This window comes from Compostibacillus humi (genome assembly GCF_014637175.1).
Taxonomy (GTDB): Bacteria; Bacillota; Bacilli; order Bacillales; family Amphibacillaceae; genus Oceanobacillus; species Oceanobacillus humi.
On sequence record NZ_BMEV01000066.1, the window covers coordinates 1 to 18,338 of the forward strand.

At 42.0% G+C, this 18,338-nt stretch carries 18 protein-coding genes; 5 read left to right on the plus strand and 13 right to left on the minus strand.

Annotated elements, in window-relative coordinates; all coding sequences use genetic code 11:
• The first annotated feature begins 437 nt into the window (after positions 1 to 437).
• The 3 genes from mreBH (at position 438) to IEV18_RS14000 (ending at position 4,102) form a co-directional block, all read left to right on the plus strand.
• Entirely contained in the window at positions 438 to 1,445 is a 1,008-nt protein-coding gene (gene mreBH, locus IEV18_RS13990) for a rod-share determining protein MreBH (RefSeq protein WP_188393011.1), read from the plus strand.
• A gap of 291 nt (positions 1,446 to 1,736) precedes the next feature.
• Positions 1,737 to 2,900 (plus strand): CaiB/BaiF CoA transferase family protein, encoded by a 1,164-nt coding sequence (locus IEV18_RS13995; protein ID WP_188393012.1) that lies wholly within the window; start codon positions 1,737 to 1,739, stop codon positions 2,898 to 2,900.
• A complete protein-coding gene (locus tag IEV18_RS14000; RefSeq protein WP_188393013.1) occupies positions 2,897 to 4,102 on the plus strand; it encodes an acyl-CoA dehydrogenase family protein in 1,206 nt (401 codons plus the stop codon). The genes IEV18_RS13995 and IEV18_RS14000 overlap by 4 nt, the downstream gene beginning before the upstream one ends.
• Before the next feature lie 102 nt (positions 4,103 to 4,204).
• Here IEV18_RS14000 and IEV18_RS14005 read toward each other — a convergent pair whose 3' ends face one another.
• The 8 genes from IEV18_RS14005 to IEV18_RS14040 form a co-directional block, all read right to left on the minus strand.
• Positions 4,205 to 4,531: a DUF3870 domain-containing protein gene (locus tag IEV18_RS14005; RefSeq protein ID WP_188393014.1), complete on the minus strand. Its 327-nt coding sequence runs from the start codon at positions 4,529 to 4,531 to the stop codon at positions 4,205 to 4,207.
• Positions 4,532 to 4,588: 57 nt separating this feature from the next.
• Entirely contained in the window at positions 4,589 to 5,752 is a 1,164-nt protein-coding gene (locus IEV18_RS14010) for a saccharopine dehydrogenase family protein (protein WP_188393015.1), read from the minus strand.
• Positions 5,753 to 5,809: 57 nt separating this feature from the next.
• Positions 5,810 to 7,300, minus strand: coding sequence for an aldehyde dehydrogenase family protein (locus IEV18_RS14015; protein WP_188393016.1), 1,491 nt, complete (start codon positions 7,298 to 7,300; stop codon positions 5,810 to 5,812).
• Between the two features lie 45 nt (positions 7,301 to 7,345).
• Positions 7,346 to 8,974, minus strand: coding sequence for a thiamine pyrophosphate-binding protein (locus tag IEV18_RS14020; RefSeq protein ID WP_188393026.1), 1,629 nt, complete (start codon positions 8,972 to 8,974; stop codon positions 7,346 to 7,348).
• An 8-nt stretch (positions 8,975 to 8,982) separates the two neighbouring features.
• Complete coding sequence (locus tag IEV18_RS14025; protein ID WP_188393017.1) at positions 8,983 to 10,149, minus strand: LL-diaminopimelate aminotransferase; 1,167 nt, start codon at positions 10,147 to 10,149, stop codon at positions 8,983 to 8,985.
• Positions 10,150 to 10,471: 322 nt separating this feature from the next.
• Positions 10,472 to 12,358: an ABC-F family ATP-binding cassette domain-containing protein gene (locus tag IEV18_RS14030; RefSeq protein WP_188393018.1), complete on the minus strand. Its 1,887-nt coding sequence runs from the start codon at positions 12,356 to 12,358 to the stop codon at positions 10,472 to 10,474.
• A gap of 13 nt (positions 12,359 to 12,371) precedes the next feature.
• Positions 12,372 to 12,563 carry a hypothetical protein gene (locus tag IEV18_RS14035; RefSeq protein WP_188393019.1) on the minus strand — a complete coding sequence of 64 codons (192 nt, stop codon included), beginning with the start codon at positions 12,561 to 12,563 and terminating at the stop codon, positions 12,372 to 12,374.
• A gap of 39 nt (positions 12,564 to 12,602) precedes the next feature.
• Positions 12,603 to 13,109, minus strand: a complete 507-nt coding sequence (locus IEV18_RS14040; RefSeq protein WP_188393020.1) for a redoxin domain-containing protein — start codon at positions 13,107 to 13,109, stop codon at positions 12,603 to 12,605.
• 153 nt (positions 13,110 to 13,262) lie between these two features.
• Between IEV18_RS14040 and IEV18_RS14045 the strand changes: the two genes are divergently transcribed.
• Positions 13,263 to 14,249, plus strand: a complete 987-nt coding sequence (locus IEV18_RS14045; protein WP_188393021.1) for a DmpA family aminopeptidase — start codon at positions 13,263 to 13,265, stop codon at positions 14,247 to 14,249.
• A 95-nt stretch (positions 14,250 to 14,344) separates the two neighbouring features.
• Here IEV18_RS14045 and IEV18_RS14050 read toward each other — a convergent pair whose 3' ends face one another.
• Positions 14,345 to 14,575 (minus strand): excisionase family DNA-binding protein, encoded by a 231-nt coding sequence (locus tag IEV18_RS14050; RefSeq protein ID WP_188393022.1) that lies wholly within the window; start codon positions 14,573 to 14,575, stop codon positions 14,345 to 14,347.
• A 25-nt stretch (positions 14,576 to 14,600) separates the two neighbouring features.
• Entirely contained in the window at positions 14,601 to 14,930 is a 330-nt protein-coding gene (locus IEV18_RS14055; RefSeq protein WP_268235424.1) for a GNAT family N-acetyltransferase, read from the minus strand.
• Between the two features lie 137 nt (positions 14,931 to 15,067).
• Here IEV18_RS14055 and IEV18_RS14060 point away from each other — a divergent pair, with 137 nt between their 5' ends.
• Positions 15,068 to 16,747 (plus strand): methyl-accepting chemotaxis protein, encoded by a 1,680-nt coding sequence (locus IEV18_RS14060; protein WP_188393024.1) that lies wholly within the window; start codon positions 15,068 to 15,070, stop codon positions 16,745 to 16,747.
• Between the two features lie 55 nt (positions 16,748 to 16,802).
• Here the strand turns inward: IEV18_RS14060 and IEV18_RS14065 are convergent, their stop codons facing one another.
• The 3 genes from IEV18_RS14065 to IEV18_RS17300 all read right to left on the minus strand — a co-directional run.
• Positions 16,803 to 17,396, minus strand: coding sequence for a uridine kinase family protein (locus IEV18_RS14065; RefSeq protein WP_188393025.1), 594 nt, complete (start codon positions 17,394 to 17,396; stop codon positions 16,803 to 16,805).
• Positions 17,397 to 17,514: 118 nt separating this feature from the next.
• Positions 17,515 to 17,781 (minus strand): HPr family phosphocarrier protein, encoded by a 267-nt coding sequence (locus IEV18_RS14070; protein WP_229733663.1) that lies wholly within the window; start codon positions 17,779 to 17,781, stop codon positions 17,515 to 17,517.
• A 370-nt stretch (positions 17,782 to 18,151) separates the two neighbouring features.
• Positions 18,152 to 18,338: hypothetical protein (locus IEV18_RS17300; RefSeq protein ID WP_373281939.1), on the minus strand; the 187-nt coding region annotated here is incomplete at its 5' end.

Sequence of the window (18,338 nt, forward strand, 5' to 3'; positions counted from 1 at the left end):
TCGCAGGTTTATTTGGCATGCAGTTTTTTATCTCTAACACCCTAAGGATTATTTTAGGTTACGCGAAACCTCCAAAAGTCCCGAAATTACTTAATTAATTTCCGAGTCTCTATTACTACATTATTATACTATTTGGACATTTATTTTAAAAGATTAGGGAAACGGCAGTATTCCGCGCTTTAACGCATGAAGCATCTGTGTTTAATAAATTTCCTTTGTTTAGAAACGGCAAAAAGCCATAAAATAAGACTATCTTCATCAGGAACATTTAACACTAATATTCGAAACATTTACACCGATTGTAATATTTGTCATAAATTGTCTTAATATGTAATGATAATATAACTTGAATTGTAAGCGCTCTATCCTTTATTTTTTAAATATATGTTAATTTTTTTAAGCAATGCTATCACTTGAAATAAATGGAGGAACCAACTATGTTTTCAAACGCAGAAATTGGAATCGATCTCGGAACCGCAAACATCCTTATCTATTCCAAAAATAAAGGAATCGTTTTAAATGAACCATCTGTTGTTGCAATTGATATAAATTCAAAACAAGTCGTCGCTGTCGGTGCAGAAGCGAAGGCAATGATTGGAAAAACACCGCAGAACATTATCCCTATCCGTCCCCTAAGAGAAGGGGTTATTGCGGACTATGACGTTACGGCCCAAATGTTAGCGGAGTTCTTAAAAAAAGTAAGCAAAACAATAGGCACTTCCATGCGGAAACCGACGGTTGTCGTCTGTACCCCATCCGGCAGTACTGAAGTGGAACGAAGAGCAATTCATAACGCCGTATCCAATTATGGAGCTAAACAAGTACACCTCATTGAAGAACCGGTCGCCGCTGCAATTGGAGCTGAATTGCCAGTGGAAAGCCCGACAGCAAATGTTGTCGTCGATATTGGCGGGGGAACATCCGAAATCGGAATTATTTCCTTCGGCGGAATTGTTGCTTCGAATTCTGTTCGGGTCGGCGGTGATAAGCTGGACGAGGACATAATCAATCACATTCGCAAACAATATAATATGCTGATTGGCGAACGGACGGCAGAAATGATTAAAATGGAAATCGGCTTCGCCCACCCGAATCATAAAACGTTAACGATGGACATTCGCGGACGGGATATGGTTACAGGATTGCCGAAAACAATTCAAATTGATTCACAAGAAGTGCATGCAGCGATGAAAGAATCCCTGGAAAAAATTTTAGACGCGATTCATGTAACATTGGAAAAATGTCCGCCGGAATTAAGCGGGGATATCGTTGATCTCGGAATAGTACTTACTGGCGGCGGTGCTCTGCTAAAAGGCATTCAGGAATGGCTGTCTGCTGAGCTCATCGTACCTGTACACATTGCGCCAAATCCTTTGGAAGCCGTAGCCATCGGAACCGGGAAAGCATTAAAGATGATCAATAAATTGCAAAAAGCGTCAAAATAGTTATTATTACAGATTTGGTATGAAATATATCAAGAAACCGTTTACAAAAAACTTTTTATCTCTTATAATGTAAATACAATGTGTTATAACACATTCCACCTTCACTATCACAAAAATAAAATATTTTTAATAACTGCCTAATCTGTTTACAAATCCACACCAGATTTGTTCCAACAGATAAAAGCCAGTTCAGATTGTAATACAGGATAACTGTGTTCGTCTGGACTGGCTTTTTTATCTTCATGTACAGGTGGAAAGGGAGAATTTTCAAGGAAGAAAGGGGGAAAGACGTTGTCGGGAGCGCTAACCCATATTAAAGTACTCGATTTGTCCCGGGTGCTTGCTGGACCATTTTGCACGATGATTCTTGGTGACTTAGGGGCAGAAGTCATTAAAGTCGAAGCGCCGGGAGGCAGTGATGAAACGCGGAAATGGGGGCCGCCATTCCAAAATGGTGTCAGCGCCTACTACTTAACAGCGAACCGCAATAAGAAGAGCATTACGGCAAATTTAAAAACAGAAGAAGGAATTAAAATTATTAAGGAGCTTGTGAAAGAAAGCGATGTAGTCATTCATAACTTTAAAACCGGAACGATGGAAAAATTCGGTCTTGGTTATGAAGAACTAAAAGAAATCAACCCGCAAATTGTTTATTGCTCCATTACCGGCTTTGGGGAAACCGGCCCTTATAAAGATATGCCCGGATATGATTTTATCATTCAGGCGATGAGCGGATTAATGAGCATTACCGGAGACGAAAAATCCGGACCGCAAAAATTAGGCGTCGCAATTACCGACGTGCTGACTGGCCTGTATGCATGCATTGGGATTCAGGCGGCACTTCTCGAAAGGGAACAGTCCGGGATGGGACAGAAATTAGATATTTCCCTGTATGATTCGGCTGTCAGTTCTTTAGTCAATATCGGGAGCAATTATTTAATGTCCGGGAATATTCCGAAGCGCCTTGGCAATCAGCATGCCAATATCGTGCCATATCAGACTTTTCCGACGCAAGATGGGGAAATGGTCATTGCTGTAGGGAATGATCATCAATTTAAGAAGCTATGTCAGATTTTGGGCAAGCCGGAACTTGCAGAAATGGAAAAATTTAAATCCAACCCTGACCGTGTACAGCATCGCAATGAACTAATTCCGTTATTGGAAGAAGTGCTGATTACGAAACCGACATCTTATTGGCAAGAAAAATGCAATGAACAAAAAATCCCATGCGGTCCGATACAAAACATCGAACAGGTAGCGAATGATCCGCAGCTTGCAGCACGAAACATGTTTATGACAACCGAACATCCAACCGCAGGAACCATTAAGATGATCGGCAGTCCATTAAAGCTTTCCCGGACACCGGTAACATTGCGTCATCATCCTCCAAATGCAGGAGAGCACAATGATGAAATATTATCAAAAATAAATAAAAAAGGAGAGGTAAAGCAATGAACTTTGAATTCTCAGAAGAACAAAAAATGCTGCGTGCAACGGTGCGTGATTTTGTCGATAAGGAGATTATGCCGTATATTGCCGAATGGGACAGGAAAGGAGAATTTGACCCGAATATTTTTAACCGCCTCCGGGATCTTGGCTTAATGGGAGTTTGCATCCCTGAAGAGTATGGCGGCGCAGGAATGGATTATAATTCCTTAGCTATCGTTTGTGAGGAATTGGAACGGGGAGATACTGCCTTCCGTACAGCCGTATCTGTTCATACGGGATTGAACAGCATGACATTGCTTCAGTGGGGAACGGAAGAACAAAAACAGAAATATCTCGTTCCTCAAGCTAAGGGAGAAAAAATCGGGGCCTTTGGCTTAACCGAACCTGGTGCCGGCTCTGACGTAGCCGCCATTCAATCCACAGCAAGAAAAGAAGGAGATTACTACATCCTCAACGGCCAAAAAACGTGGATTTCCCTTTGTGATATTGCTGATCACTTTATCGTCTTTGCCTACACCGGAGACAGAGCATTAAAACATAAAGCTATTTCTGCTTTCATTGTTGAGCGTACTTGGGAAGGTTTCTCGTCGAAAGCAATTAAAGGAAAAATGGGAATCCGCTCCGGAAATACAGGGGAACTGTTTTTCGATAACGTGAAAGTTCCGAAAGAAAACCTGCTCGGGGAAGAAGGAGAAGGGTTCAAAATTGCAATGTCCGCTCTGGATAACGGACGATTTACGGTAGCTGCAGGAGCTGTAGGACAGATTATGGCATGCCTGGAAGCAAGTGTTAAATATTGCCACGAACGGGAAACATTCGGCCAGCCAATTGGCAAACATCAGCTCGTACAGCAAATGATTGCAAAAATGGAAGCAGGTTTGCAAATGAGCCGCCTGCTCGTATACCGGGCCGGAGAATTGAAAAATCAAGGTAAACGCAATACCCGGGAAACGTCACTGGCAAAATGGCAAGCATGTGACTTTGCCAACCAGGCAGCAGATGATGCCGTACAAATTCACGGTGCTTACGGATTTTCCGATGAATATCCGGTGGAACGCTATCTGAGAAACTCAAAGGCGCCGGTTATTTACGAAGGAACGAGGGAAATTCATACGATTATGCAGGCTGAATACGTCCTTGGCTACCGAAAAGATAAGCCGTTAAATAAAATGCTCCCGGCTTGGAAACCGGAAGAAACAGTGAAATAACCGAAAACGCAGGTTGTCCCGAACGGCCCGGGACAACCTTTTTTGAACGGCTTTCCGCTATCAGGGTAAAAAAGGCTGCTGGCAAATACCAGCAGCCTTTCGTTAAGATATGACCTTTTTCGATTCGGCATATGCTACATATTGTTTATATAAATCTTTTAAAGCGGAGGCGAGCGCATTTCCTGCCTTGCCTAAATAATGTTTCTTAATCTCTTCTACCGGACCATCGATTCCTTCATTTAAACTATACCCCCGGAGCAAACGTTGGATAAAATCTCGGCCGTGTTCTGTTGCGAGGGTACAGTTCAGCGCGACAATTACTCCGTATTTTTTATCAATTTCCGCTGTGATTGTCAATGTTTCATAAATGCTCTTTGCCGCCATTCCCGACGGCAGCCGGGAGTGCCCTGCGATAAAAACTGTATTCATTCTTCTCCAGTCCTTTCTGTCTATACTATTGTGGCAGAAGATTTAAGAAAACGTCTATTACGCTGTCACTGATTCCTTTTCTATTTCTTTAATAATAACGTCTCGTTTTGCCATTTCCTGAATGTAAATGTCACCAGGAACAACTTTCTCCGGCGGAAAGACGCCTTTTTCTTTAATCGTACCATTTCCTATTAATTGGGCAACTACAGAAATAGTGTTTGCTGTAGCTCTCGCCATTGCTGTAACATTATTTTTCTTATCTTTATACGTAATCATTTCATACTGATATAAGGCAGACTCGTTATTTTTATTTCCTGCTACTTTGACCCGCAGAAGGACGACATCCTCTTTATCTCCCAATTCTACGAAAGGATCCAGCGCTTTCAACAGCACTTTCCGCGGACTCACCTTTTGTCCGTCAACTTCCACTTCATAATCTTTTCTCGTTAAATTTAAGTCTACTAATAATTTAAATTTCTCTGCATGGCCAGGATAGCGGATTGTCTTATATTCCAGCTCATCCAAATCCGGAAAGGACAGGGATAGCGTCGACGTACCTCCAGAAGTATGGAAAGCTTCCAATGGACCGAACTTCTCAAAATGCACTGTCTCCACTTCGGACAGAGATGGGATTTCCTGTTTAATGCCATTGCGAATAATCAATGATGGATCAGTGTAATGGTCAAAGACCCCTTCCATCGAAAAAACATGGTTGTATTCGAGCGGAGGCTCCGGCTTTACCGGAATTCCTCCAACATATAGTTTAATGGATTTCACTTTGTCTAGCTTCTGTGCGCCATACCCGGATAAAATGTTAATCATTCCGGGAGCAACACCTAAATCAGGAATTAACGTTACACCTTTTTCCTTTGCCTGCTCATGGAGCGCTAATACTCTATCGGTAATATGGCCGATATGGCCGCCTAAATCAACTGAATTAACCCCGACTTCAATGGCTGCTTTCGCTACCTTTTCATTGAAGGAATAAAACAGGGCATTAACGATGCAGTCGTATTGGCTAATGTATGCCTTTAATTCTTCTTCATCATTTGCATTTACCAAATGCACTGTTAGTTTTGGCGAATTTAGTTCTTTGGCAACTTGCTGCAGACGTTCTTGATCAATATCTGCCAGTCCTACAGCAGTTACTCCTTCCGAATTCACTAAATCCCTTGCAGCTTCTTTTCCCATTAATCCTGAGCCTAATACGCCGATTTTCATTCTACGATACCCCCTGAAATTGAATGAAGATTAGGATTTTTGCCGAAATGATTCTGCCTATTCTACATCAATTTGTGCCCGCTGCAGCTTGCCGCTGAAATCTACGTAAACTGCTTTCCATTCAGTAAAGACATCCAACGCCTGCACACCAGAATCCCGATGTCCGTTTCCTGTTCCTTTTGTTCCGCCGAATGGAAGGTGAATCTCTGCACCAGTTGTTCCGGCATTTACGTAAACGATTCCTGTATCTAAATCCCGCTGTGCTTTAAATACCCGGTTTACATCTCTTGTGAAAATAGAACTGGATAAACCGTAAGAAACGCTATTATTTACTTCAATTGCTTCTTCAAAACTTTTTACAGAAATCAGGGAAATTACAGGACCGAAAATCTCTTCCTGGGCAATCCGCATATCAGGTGTAACATCTGTAAATAAAGTCGGCGCGAAATAAAATCCGTTTTTCAGCTCCCCTTCGGTCAGTTCATAACCTCCAGCAAGTAATTTGGCTCCTTCCTCTTTGCCGATTTCGATATACTTTTTAATTTTTTCTAAGCCCGCTTTATTTATAATTGGTCCGACTCTGTTGGATTCATCAAGTCCGTTTCCGATTGTTAATTGCTCCATGGCCGTCAGCAGCTTTTCTTGTAATTTTTCTTTCACCGCCTCATGAACGATAACCCGGCTGCATGCGGTACAGCGCTGTCCGCTCGTACCGAAGGCACTCCAGATAATTCCTTCTACTGCCAAATCAAGGTCTGCATCATCCATGACAATGACGGCATTTTTACCGCCCATTTCCAGCGATACCTTTTTCAGTTGTCTGCCGCAGGCTGCCGCAACGTTTCTTCCTACTTCGTTAGAACCGGTGAAAGAAATTACCCGAATATCTTCGTGTTCCACCATCCGGTTTCCGACCTCGGAACCGGTACCGAAGACAACATTCAATACCCCTTTCGGAAGTCCAGCCTCTTCACAAATTTTTGCCAGTTCATAAGCCATAATCGGCGTTTCAGTAGCCGGTTTCCAAACTACCGCATTTCCGGCAACGATGGCAGGGAAGGACTTCCATGTCGCAATAGCAATCGGGAAATTCCAAGGAGTAATAATTCCGACAACACCAACTGGAGCACGCTGGCTCATGGCAAATTTATCTTTTAACTCGGCAGGAGTTGTCTGTCCGAACAGCCGGCGTCCTTCCCCGGCCATATAAAAGGCCATATCGATTCCTTCCTGTACTTCTCCCCTTGCTTCTTCCAGCACTTTGCCATTTTCCATTGTAAGCAATCTTGCCAGCCGTTCTTTATGTTCCTTCAGGAGATTCCCAATCCGATATAACACTTCTGCCCGCTGTGGCGCAGGGACGAGTGCCCACTCCTTTTGCGCCTTTTTGGCTGCTTCTACCGCCTTATCTACATCTTCTGCAGAAGAGAGAGGCACTTGCAGCAGTTCCTCCCCGGTTGCCGGGTTAATGACTGCTGTCGATCTTGGGACATCTACCCACTCCCCATTAATAAAATTGCTTAATTTTTCCATCTGCAATACTGTCATCCTTATTCCTCCTTTATTTAAATAGATTGAAAGCATGAAGAGGGTTTATTTATTTCTCAGCTGCTCAATCGTTTTGGAAACGGAAATTTGCTCTCTGTCAGTCAATATTTCAATTAATGTCGGTTTATTATTTTGAACCGCCTTTGCTAACGCTTGTTCAAAGCCGGACGGATCATCGACAACATAACCTTCCGCTCCCATGCTTGCCGCTAAATCTTTATAGGAAACATCACCTAAATCGGTGGCAATTACTTTCTTTGGATAATGGATTTCCTGATGCATCCGGATCGTTCCGTACATATTATTGTTAAAGACAAGGCATATAATCGGAATTTGGTAGCGGACAGCCGTTTCCAATTCCTGTGCTGTCATCATAAATCCTCCATCACCGGAAAGAGAAATTACGGTTTTATTCGGATCGGCGAGTTTTGCCCCGATGGCTGCAGGCATGCCATATCCCATCGCCCCTGATGTCGGGCCAATATATGTATGCTCTTCCCGGAACGGATAGTAGGTATGAAGCCAGCCGGCAAAATTTCCCGCATCGTTTGTAATTAAACTGTCTTTCCCTACTGTATTTGCCATAATGTGAATGACGTGTTTATTTATTGCATCATCATCCGACACCGTTAATGCGCTTGCTTCTTCATACGCTTTCCTTCTTCTTTCCGCCCAGTCCCGCCATTTTACATCCAGTTCTAGATTAAGCAATGCAGTTAGAGCTTCCTTTGCATCGGCAACAATTCCGATATCCGGGCTGTATACTTTTCCTAACGTATCGAAATCAATGTCCACGTGAATTAATTTTTGTTCTGGAGAAATAATGGAATAATCTTGCGTCGTTACTTCGGACAATCTCGTACCAACGGCTAAAATCAAGTCTGCCTGTCTCACCGTATCCAAGATCGATTTTGCTGTTCCCAGGCCGAGATGACCTACAAATAATGGATGGTCGTGCGGAAACACATCATGGCGGCGAAAGGATACTGCAACAGGCAGCTGGTATGCATTCGCAAACCTTAATAGCGCAGCTTCTGCTCTAGCACTCTTAATTCCGCCCCCTGCAATAATTAAAGGTTTTTCACATGTTCTCAATAACGAATTCACTTGAATGAGTTCATTGTCTGATGGCGTCGGTCGCGGAATCGTTGTCACAGGGCCAAAATGCATTTCTGCTTCTGCAGGAAGAACATCCTCCGGCAAAGAAACGACGACCGGCCCTGGTCGGCCAGTCTGCGCAATGCGAAACGCCCGTCCTACTATTTCCGGCACCCGCTCCGCATCATTTATTTCGACTGCCCATTTGGCAATATGCTGGAACATACGGTCCAAATCCACTTCCTGAAATCCTTCTCTCCCCCGAAACTTGCTGCTTACCTGTCCGAGGAATACAACCATCGGCGTGGAATCTTGATATGCCGTATGCACCCCGATGGCAAGATTGCTCGCACCGACTGCCCTCGTCGCAAGAACAACACCAGGTTTTAACGCTGCTTTCGCATATCCTTCTGCCATAAAGGCTGCACCGCCTTCATGTCTCGCAGATATCACCTGAATCGACTCTTCATCATAGAGGGCATCCAATACCGGCAAATAACTTTCTCCCGGTACGCAAAAAACTTTCTCGACCCCTTCCCGTTTCATACATTCCACTATTGCTTTAGCTGCCGTCATCACCTTCATTATTTGTCCATCACCTTTCGCAACCGGTTATTTACTTCATCTAATCTTTTCACAGGAACAGTTAATGCAATACGAATATATCCTTCTCCTCCCTGTCCGAAGGCTGTTCCAGGTGTTACGATAATTCCAGCTTCCTCTAATAATTTGTTGGCAAATTCTTGAGATGATGTGCCGGTTGGGACTTTTGCCCAGACAAAAAATGTTCCTTTCGGCTCCTGTACCTCCAGTCCTAATTCGGTTAATACATGATGCAGCTTCTGCAATCGTTCGTAATAAATTTCATTGTTTGCTTCCACACTCCGAAAGTCACTCTTAAGAGCTGCCGCCGCTGCTTTTTGGATGGCAATAAATTGGCTCGAATCCACGTTGCTTTTTAATGTAAGCATCGCCTGAATAATCTCTTTATTCCCTGCCATATAGCCAATACGCCAACCAGCCATATTGAAGCTTTTCGATAGGGAACCGATTTCCACCGCACAATCTTTCGCTCCAGGAACCTGCAAAATGCTAGGAGCTTTATATCCTTTGAAAGTGACTAAACTGTACGCTGCATCATTTGCTACAACAAGATTATGCTTCCTGGCAAAATCTACAGCCTCTTTAAACGTTTCCAATTCAACCGTTGCTGAAGTCGGGTTATTCGGGTAGTTTAACAGCATTAATTTTGCAGATTTGGCTGTTACATCAGAGATTTGCTTAAAGTCCGGCTTGTATTCGAATTCAGACGAAAGGGTATAGGGTACACCTTCCCCTCCAGCGATATGTACACTAGATTGGTATACAGGATAGCCAGGATCTGGAAGAAGCACTTTATCCCCAGGATTTAATACGGCTTGAATTAAATGGGCGATTCCTTCCTTTGAACCGATTAGTGCAATCACTTCTGTTTCCGGGTCGACTTCCACACCGTAATGCTTCATATAAAAATCTGCTACTGCTTTCCTATATTCTGCAATTCCCTGATAGTTGGAATAACGCTGATTGGCAGCAATCCGCGCTTCTTTATCCAGCACATCGCATATAAATTCCGGTGTTGGCAAATCAGGCGCACCGATACCGAGATCAATCACATCAACGCCCTGTTTTTCCAGCTGCGCCTTCTTCCTTTGGATTTGCGAAAAGAGATATGCCGGCATCTGCCGAACGATGTCACTAATAAATACCATTGTCCGTCGCTCCTCGTCTTAAAGAGTGCCTCATCATTTCCGTTAAATCCGCCATCAGAAAATGATATGAGCAAATAAAGGAAATATGCGAATAATTTCACTGCATGGACTTTGTTGTTATCTTAAGCATATATAATTTAATCATTTTTATCAATATTTAAATAATTGGGGAGATAGCATTAATTTAAATTTTAAGAAAATAATTTTTATAAAAAATGCGGACAAATACTGATTAAAAGCATATGTCCGCTCCATAAAAAATCTATCAAGATTTTTATTTCCCTGTTTCTTATATCCTTATAGGAACTTTCTTAGGATTGTACTAGTTATCGTTTTCCATTTCTTCTACTAATAAGGACAGAGTTTCCCATCTTTCCAGCTTTTGCTCTAATTCCCTTTCCAGCTCCATTTGTTCATTATATAATTCAGCGGCTTTTTCGGCATCGGTCCCTGCTTCAATGATTTCCTGCTCTATCTCTTTTAATTTTTCTTCTATCCGGGTGATTTCTTCCTCAATATTTTCCCATTCCTTCTGATCCTTATAAGACAGCTTTTTCCTTTGCTTCGGTTTGCTTTCTATTTTCTCTTTCTTCTGCGGTTTCAGCTCTGCTTTTTGTTCCTGTTCTTGCACTGTTATGTATTCACTGTAGTTTCCGATAAATGACCGGATTTTTCCCTTTCCTTCAAAGATGAACAATTTATCCACGACCCGATCTAAAAAGTAGCGGTCATGGGAAACTGTAATGACGACACCGGAAAACTGCTCTAAATAATCTTCCAATACGGATAATGTCTCCGTATCCAAGTCATTGGTAGGTTCATCCAATAACAGCACATTCGGCTCTGCCATTAATATTTTTAACAAGTACAGTCTTCTTTTTTGTCCCCCGGATAAACTTCTAATATACGTATATTGTTCTTTACGGGAAAAGAGAAACCGTTCGAGCAACTGCTCTGCGGTGATTAGGCGGCTTTCTTTCGTTCGAAGCACTTCCGCTGCTTCCTTAATATAATCGATAATTCTTTTATCTCCCGGCAGTTCTTCGTCTCCTTGTGTATAATAGCCAATTTTTACCGTTTCCCCGACGGAGATTTCCCCCTCGTCCGGTTCCTCACTTCCTGCCAGCATATTTAGCAATGTTGTTTTGCCTGTACCATTTGGACCAATAATGCCGATTCGGTCGCCCGGCTGAATAATATAGCTGAAGCCAGAGATGATCTTCCGATTGTCAAAGGATTTATCAATGCTCTCTATTTCGATTACCTTTTTTCCGAGACGGGATGATGCTGCCTGAAACTCAATCGTTTCTTTTTTCGTGTCAAAGTTCTTTGATTTTAAGCCTTCAATTCTCTCAATTCTTGCCTTCTGTTTCGTCGTTCTTGCCCTTGCCCCGCGGCGGAGCCACTGGAGTTCCTTCTTTAGTATATTTTGATGCTTCGCTTCCCTTTGTTTATTTAACTCTTCCCGTTCCGCCTTCTTCTCCAAATACAGTTCATAATTTCCTTCATAAATATAAAGTTCTCCCTGATGCAGCTCGAAAATTTTCGTGGTTACCCGATTTAAAAAGTAACGGTCATGAGTTACTACGATAATTGCACCAGGATAAGTTTGCAAATATTTTTCCAGCCAAAGAACCGTATCGTTGTCAAGATGGTTCGTCGGTTCATCTAAGATTAGCAAGTCCCTCGGCTGAATTAAAGCTTTCGCAATGGCGACTCGTTTCCTTTGGCCGCCGGATAATTCCGTAATTCGCTTTTCAAAATCGGTAATGCCTAATTTTGTTAAAATTGTCTTCGCTTCCGTTAATGCTCCCCAGGCGTTTTCTTTATCCATCTTTTCTTGCAAATTGAGCATTTTTTGCTGCATTGTTATATTTCCCGGATCTTTTTCTAATTGCAAAACAGCCGTTTCATAATTGCGCAAAAGCTGTATCCGTTCATTTTCGCCAAAGTAAATTTGATCCATGACGGTTAAATCAGGATTTAGCATTGGCTCTTGGGCTAAATATTCAATTGTATAATCCTTTGGATGACTAATCGTACCTGAATCGGGCACTTCAATTTGCGCAATAGCTTTTAGCAATGTGGACTTGCCGGTGCCATTAACCCCAATGACGCCAATCTTATCTTCCTTCCCCACGGTAAAACTTACATCTCGGAATAATACTTTATCCCCATAAGACATCGATAACTTTTCTGCAGTCAACATCTATATTTCATCCTCACCTGTTCGTTCCCTTTGTTTTTCTATGTTCACGGAACCACGTTTTCACAATAACAACAAGTAAATATAGCAGCCATGAAGTCACTAAATAAAAAATAACTTTGCTTCCTTCATTCATTTCTGCAAAGAAAAAGGCCAAACCGAGCCAAACGAGAAATGTTATAGCAAATTGTCCTAATAATAATCGCACAGTAATCCTCCCCCAAGCATTTCTTGCGTAATTTCTCCGTTACTCTCCTTTTATTTTACTATACTCTTTCATGAGATGCTCGTAAGCCATTTCCCCGTATACCTTTTCCCGGATTATTCCTTCTGAATCAATAATATATGTCGTCGGAATCGGCCTAATCTGATATAAGCGGGAAACTTCCCCAGCTGTATCCATCACAACAGGAAAGGAAATTTGAAATGTTTCCAAAAATTGCTGTACTTGATGTGCTGATATTTCCGTATCCGTTAAATTGACACCGAGCACAACAGCATCGATATCTTCATAAAAACGCTGCAAGTCTGGCATTTCCTTGCGGCAAGGCGGGCACCACGTAGCCCAAAAGTTCAAAAATACGATTTCTCCCCGAAAATCGGATAAAGAAACAGTTGAACCGTCCATTTGCTTCAGCTGAAAATCTGGAGCCTGATTTCCTATTTCGGTACCTATTTTTTCCGCTGCAGCGCCGGCAGCAAAGATAAATAGCGAAACCGTTACCCAAGCGAATATGAAAAGATTTTTTTCCATTTTTTCCTCCTGCTTAAAAATATCATAATCTCTATTGTTTCCTCGCCAAATTTCCTTCATACGTGAATCGCTTCGCTTTTCTGTTCATGATTGCTTATAATAGGGTAAACAATTGATAACATTTTGACATATTAAATCATGGAGGAATGAAAGATGGCTTTGCCGAGAGGAGAAAAAAATTGCATTACTGACGTAGAAGGGGTAAAAGTGGGACATGTTACACTGTATGAAAAACTGGAAGAGCAAGAAGTCATTTGTACCGGCGTGACAGCAATCCTCCCCCATGGCGGCAATCTGTTTCAGGAAAAAGTGCCTGCCGGTTGTGCTGTGTTAAACGGGTTCGGGAAAAGTATCGGACTCGTTCAAGTAAAGGAGCTTGGCCGAATTGAATCGCCGATTATGCTGACAAATACGAATAGTGTCGGGGCGGTGTATCACGGCACACTCCAATATTTGCTTAAAGAAAATAATGATATCGGAGACGAAACGAGCACGGTAAATATCGTCGTCGGAGAATGTAACGATGGCTACCTTAATTCCATTCGTCATTTGGCCATTAAACCAGAGCATGCTATTGAAGCAATTGAAAAAGCCACAGCAGAACCGGCGGAAGAAGGAGCCGTCGGTGCCGGAAAAGGAATGGTTGCTTTCGGCTATAAAGGGGGGATTGGCACTTCCAGCCGCATCGTTTCCATGGACGGGGAAACATTCACCGTCGGATGTTTAGTGTTAAGCAACTATGGAAAACCAGAACATTCACTGTTTGCAAATCTGGAGCAAAAGCCGAAAAATGCGCCGGAAGGGTCAATTATGATCATTTTGGCAACGGATGCTCCTCTTTATGACCGTCAGTTAACACGGTTAGCAAGACGGGCAGCGGCCGGCCTTGGCAGAACGGGCAGCATTTTGGAAAATGGAAGCGGAGACATCGCCATTGCCTTTTCCACGAAAAACCGGTCCTCCCATTATCCACAAGGTGCAGTGGAATCATTGGCCTATGTTCGGGATGATCATCCGATTATGAACAAGCTTTTCCAAGCGGTTGTCGAAACAACGGAGGAAGCGGTAATCCGTTCATTAAAGGAAGCTGAAACTACAGAAGGCCGGCTTGGACGGGTTGTGGAAAAAGCACCTCTGTAATCAAACAAAGAAGTAACATTAGGGACCGGAGCCAATAGCTCTGGACTTGCCGGGCCGCTAATGTTACTTCTTTTTTTAAGGACACAACTAGCCGATTAATCTTCATCTCCGACATCGATATCTTCCGGAATCGGTTCATTTAAATATTCTTGAATCATCCTGCGGTATTTTTCCACTTGCTCAAAATGGGTTGTGAATTGTTCTTTGTTAATAAGGTACTGCTCGCCGTCATGAACTGCTCGGATGCGACCTTGCAATACGAGTGCAGATATTTTCGTCTCCGGCATGGATAAGTATTCTGCAATTTCTTGAATTGTCAGGTACATCACATCAGCACCTTTCATAAAGTGATTATTTTGCTAGCACGTCATGATAATCAAGATTTTCTTTTAATTTCCGTTCTACATAAGGACATTCCGGCAGGATGACCTTCCCTTTTTCCCGGGCGTATTGTACAAGATGTTCCACCAATTGCCCTGCAATCCCTTGTCCCCGCAATTCGTTGGACACATAGGTGTGGTCGGCAACAATTCTATTTTTCCCCGATTCGATAAAAGTTAACTCGGCAATCGGCTCTTTTATATCTTCCCCAATATAAAATTTATTTTCTCCTTTTTTTATTTCGTGCATGAAACTTTCCTCCTGTTTTTTTCTCCATCTTTTATTATAACCGTTCCTAATACAATCACGCGAATAAAAAGATTAAGTATTGATATGTAAACAGTTCTTTAGTCCATCGGAAAATATTCCCATTCTTAACAGTAATTTAATATTTACTTGCTATAATCAGAAGTAATTCGACAAGAGGAGCTGTAGGAATGAAACGGTTATTTCATCAAATCCTTATCAAGTCCGGTTTGCGAACCCGGTTATTAATTCCCTTTTTAATTTTTCTCACAGCAAGTGTCGTCACTGCCGGGTACAGTTCTTACTATCAGGCGAAGGACATTGCTTTGGACTCCAATACACAGCGATTAGAGCGGGAAGTTCAGCTGATGGGATATATAGCGGAAAATCTTCATTTTTTGTATGTAAGTGATCCGGATTATTTTGAACAGCAATTAAATGCGAACATCCGCACCCAACAGTCCCAGCTGGATAGAGATGGTGTGGAGTCAGAGTTTTTTTATATTAATAATAACGAAGCCATTGCTTTTCCTGTCAGTGAAGGGAAAATACCAGCCATTCCTGAAACCGTAATAAAACAAATTTCCAATCTAAAAGAAGGACAAATTTTTGAAAATATAGCTGGAACTGATTATACGATAACTTTTCAGCCGATGGAAGAAATCGGCGGAATTTATGTCTTGCTTGTACCGACAAATTCTTTTATGGCACCCGTACAGCAAATGGGTATGACGAATATTATTATTGCCATTGTCAGCATTGCTGTTTCTGCTTTGCTTATTATTTTGTTTGTCAAAACATTAACAAAGCCTCTTACCGTTTTGCGCAATACGATGAGAGAGGTGCGCAATGGCAACATCCAAAAAACACCATCTATGAAAACGACGATTCCTGAATATATTTCTTTAACGAAAAGCTATGACGCAATGATTCAACACTTGCAAACTTTGCTGCAGCAAATGAAACAGACGACGGACAAACTGGATGCAACAGGAACCGAGCTGACGAAAGCATCGGAAAGTACGCTGCAGTCCGGTAAAGATTTAATGGATTCGATTGAAGTGGTAAAGAACGGAGCAGAACAGACAGCAGCAAGTTCGGAACAAAGTGTGCATCATTATCTTGCTTTGAAGGAAAAAACGGCAGTCATGTTTCATGATATGGAAACAATTTTTGCCAGTTCGGAAAAAATGATTGGCTCGGCCCAAAATGGCGATCAAAAAATTCGTGAGTTAATTAGCACGTTCCATTCTTTTAAAGCGGATTTTGACCATTTGGCAAAGGTTGTACAGCAGACGAATGACTATTCCAAATCCATTTCGAAATTGGTAAATGTAATTCAAGGAATAGCAAAACAGACAAAGTTATTAGCACTTAACGCTTCCATTGAAGCTGCAAGGGCTGGAGAATCCGGTAAAGGGTTTACTGTCGTCGCATTGGAAGTAAGGAAGTTGGCAGAACAATCGGGGACGGCTGCTAAGGAAATCACTGATTCCATATCCGAAATGGAGAGAATTACTTATAAAGCGACTGCAGAATTTGAAAGATTAATGAAGAAATCGAATGGAAACATCGAAACAGCGAATATGGCGAAATTTTCCTTTGATGAGTTAATGAAGGGGATTGCAGAAGTAAATGGAGAATTAAATAAAATTAAAAAACATCTGCATCAGGTGAGAGAATTAATTCCTGTCTTGGAAAAAACCTCGGAAGAGTTTTCTTCCACCTCACAGGAAACGCTGGCAAGCACAGAGGAAATGCTGGCATCGAGCGAACAGCAATACATACAAACGAAAAACACCTATGAAATCGGCCTAAACTTAACCGATATCGCCAAAACCTTAGCGAAATTAACGAACAAATTTAACTGACAATACCGCCGGTGGTACTTCCCAAAGAATCGAAAGGACTTTCGGCGGCACTTTATTAAAAGTCCGTTGTATCTATAGTTATATCGTACTGTTTCTCGATGTTTAGTTGTCGAAAATAATTTTCTTCCAGCGGAATCCATCGTTCAACAAAGGCTTGCAGCATCTCTTTGCCGTTTCGCCGCTCGATTCGTGCCAGCTGTACCTCCTGATCAACCGTCATAAATACTTTAAAATCATAAAACGGCTGAAATAGCGGATGTAAACTGTATACTCCTTCGACTACTGTAATTTGTTTCGGCTTAAAACGCATCTCTTCTTCCAGCTCTCCTGTCTGACAATTATACGGCCGATATACAACAGGAATTCCTTTTACTATAGGAGCGATGACCTCTTCATAAAACCTTTCGTAATGAACATTTCCTCCCGGTTCTTGCAGCCGCTTCTCTGTTTTTAATGATGCAGGCAGAAAAAAATCATCCATATGAAATACGTTGCAATCTAAAGCTTCCTGTACCCTTTTGGCGAACGTCGTTTTCCCGCTTCCCGCACGGCCGTCAATGGCAATAATGACCCTTTTTTTGCCAGCTTTAATTTTATGCAAAAACTCCATCACCAGCCGGTATTCGGCAATATCCTGAATCAACTTCATAAAGGACGCCTCCCTCCTACTATTATATTGGAACGATGACACTTGCTATAACAAATACATTTGCCAAAATAGAAAGCAAGAAAAAAAGCCAGTTATGAATCCTGGCTTTAACAAATTATTATTTCGCTATATTCGTTGTCATTAACGTATCTTCTATGACAGTCATCGCATCCCGCTCGTCTTTGCCTTCTGCAATAATCGTTATTCCGCTCTGATATTCCAGTCCTAAGGAAATCAATCCCATCTCTGATTTTAAATCGACCATCTTATCTTCATATTCTAAATTAAGACGGGATGTAAATTTGCTTGCCACTTCCGCCAGCTTTGCTGCCGATTGTTCCTGCAATCCAGAATAATCAGTGATTGTAAAAGCTTTTTCCATCATTTATAGTCTCTCCCAGCTGACCCTTATCTATATTTTAAACTTTGCATCGAGCCGTATTTTCATGTTTCCTGTTTCAGTTATGTACTGAATATTGCCTAATGATCCCCTATCCAAAGAGGAATTGGGCTGCCCGTGCACCAGCTTTCTGAAATAAAACATATATTATTGTAAAACAGTTTATTCTCTCATGCAACATGAAAGATTATACTGTTTGTGTCAAGCTTTTCTCGGTAACCTTCTCACACTAGTATTTCCGGCACTCTATTTTTGTACGCTTACTTAGGCTACCGCGCGATTACCATCGCTTGGTGACCTGTTATTTTGTGTTACGTTCTACAAACCAAGAACGGAACACAAAATAACAGGGTGATTATCGGAAACTCTTAACTAGATTTCCAATGGCGGATGAATGAGCTGCGTACACGACGATCGAACCTTGTTTCGCACCGATGGAAGGACGATTCGGTTCGTGTAAATAAGTCGACATTCGAACGACCTTTTTGACCTCGCGCTGTTTTCTTGTGGTTCGATGCAGATCCTTCAGGTAAGCCTCTCTT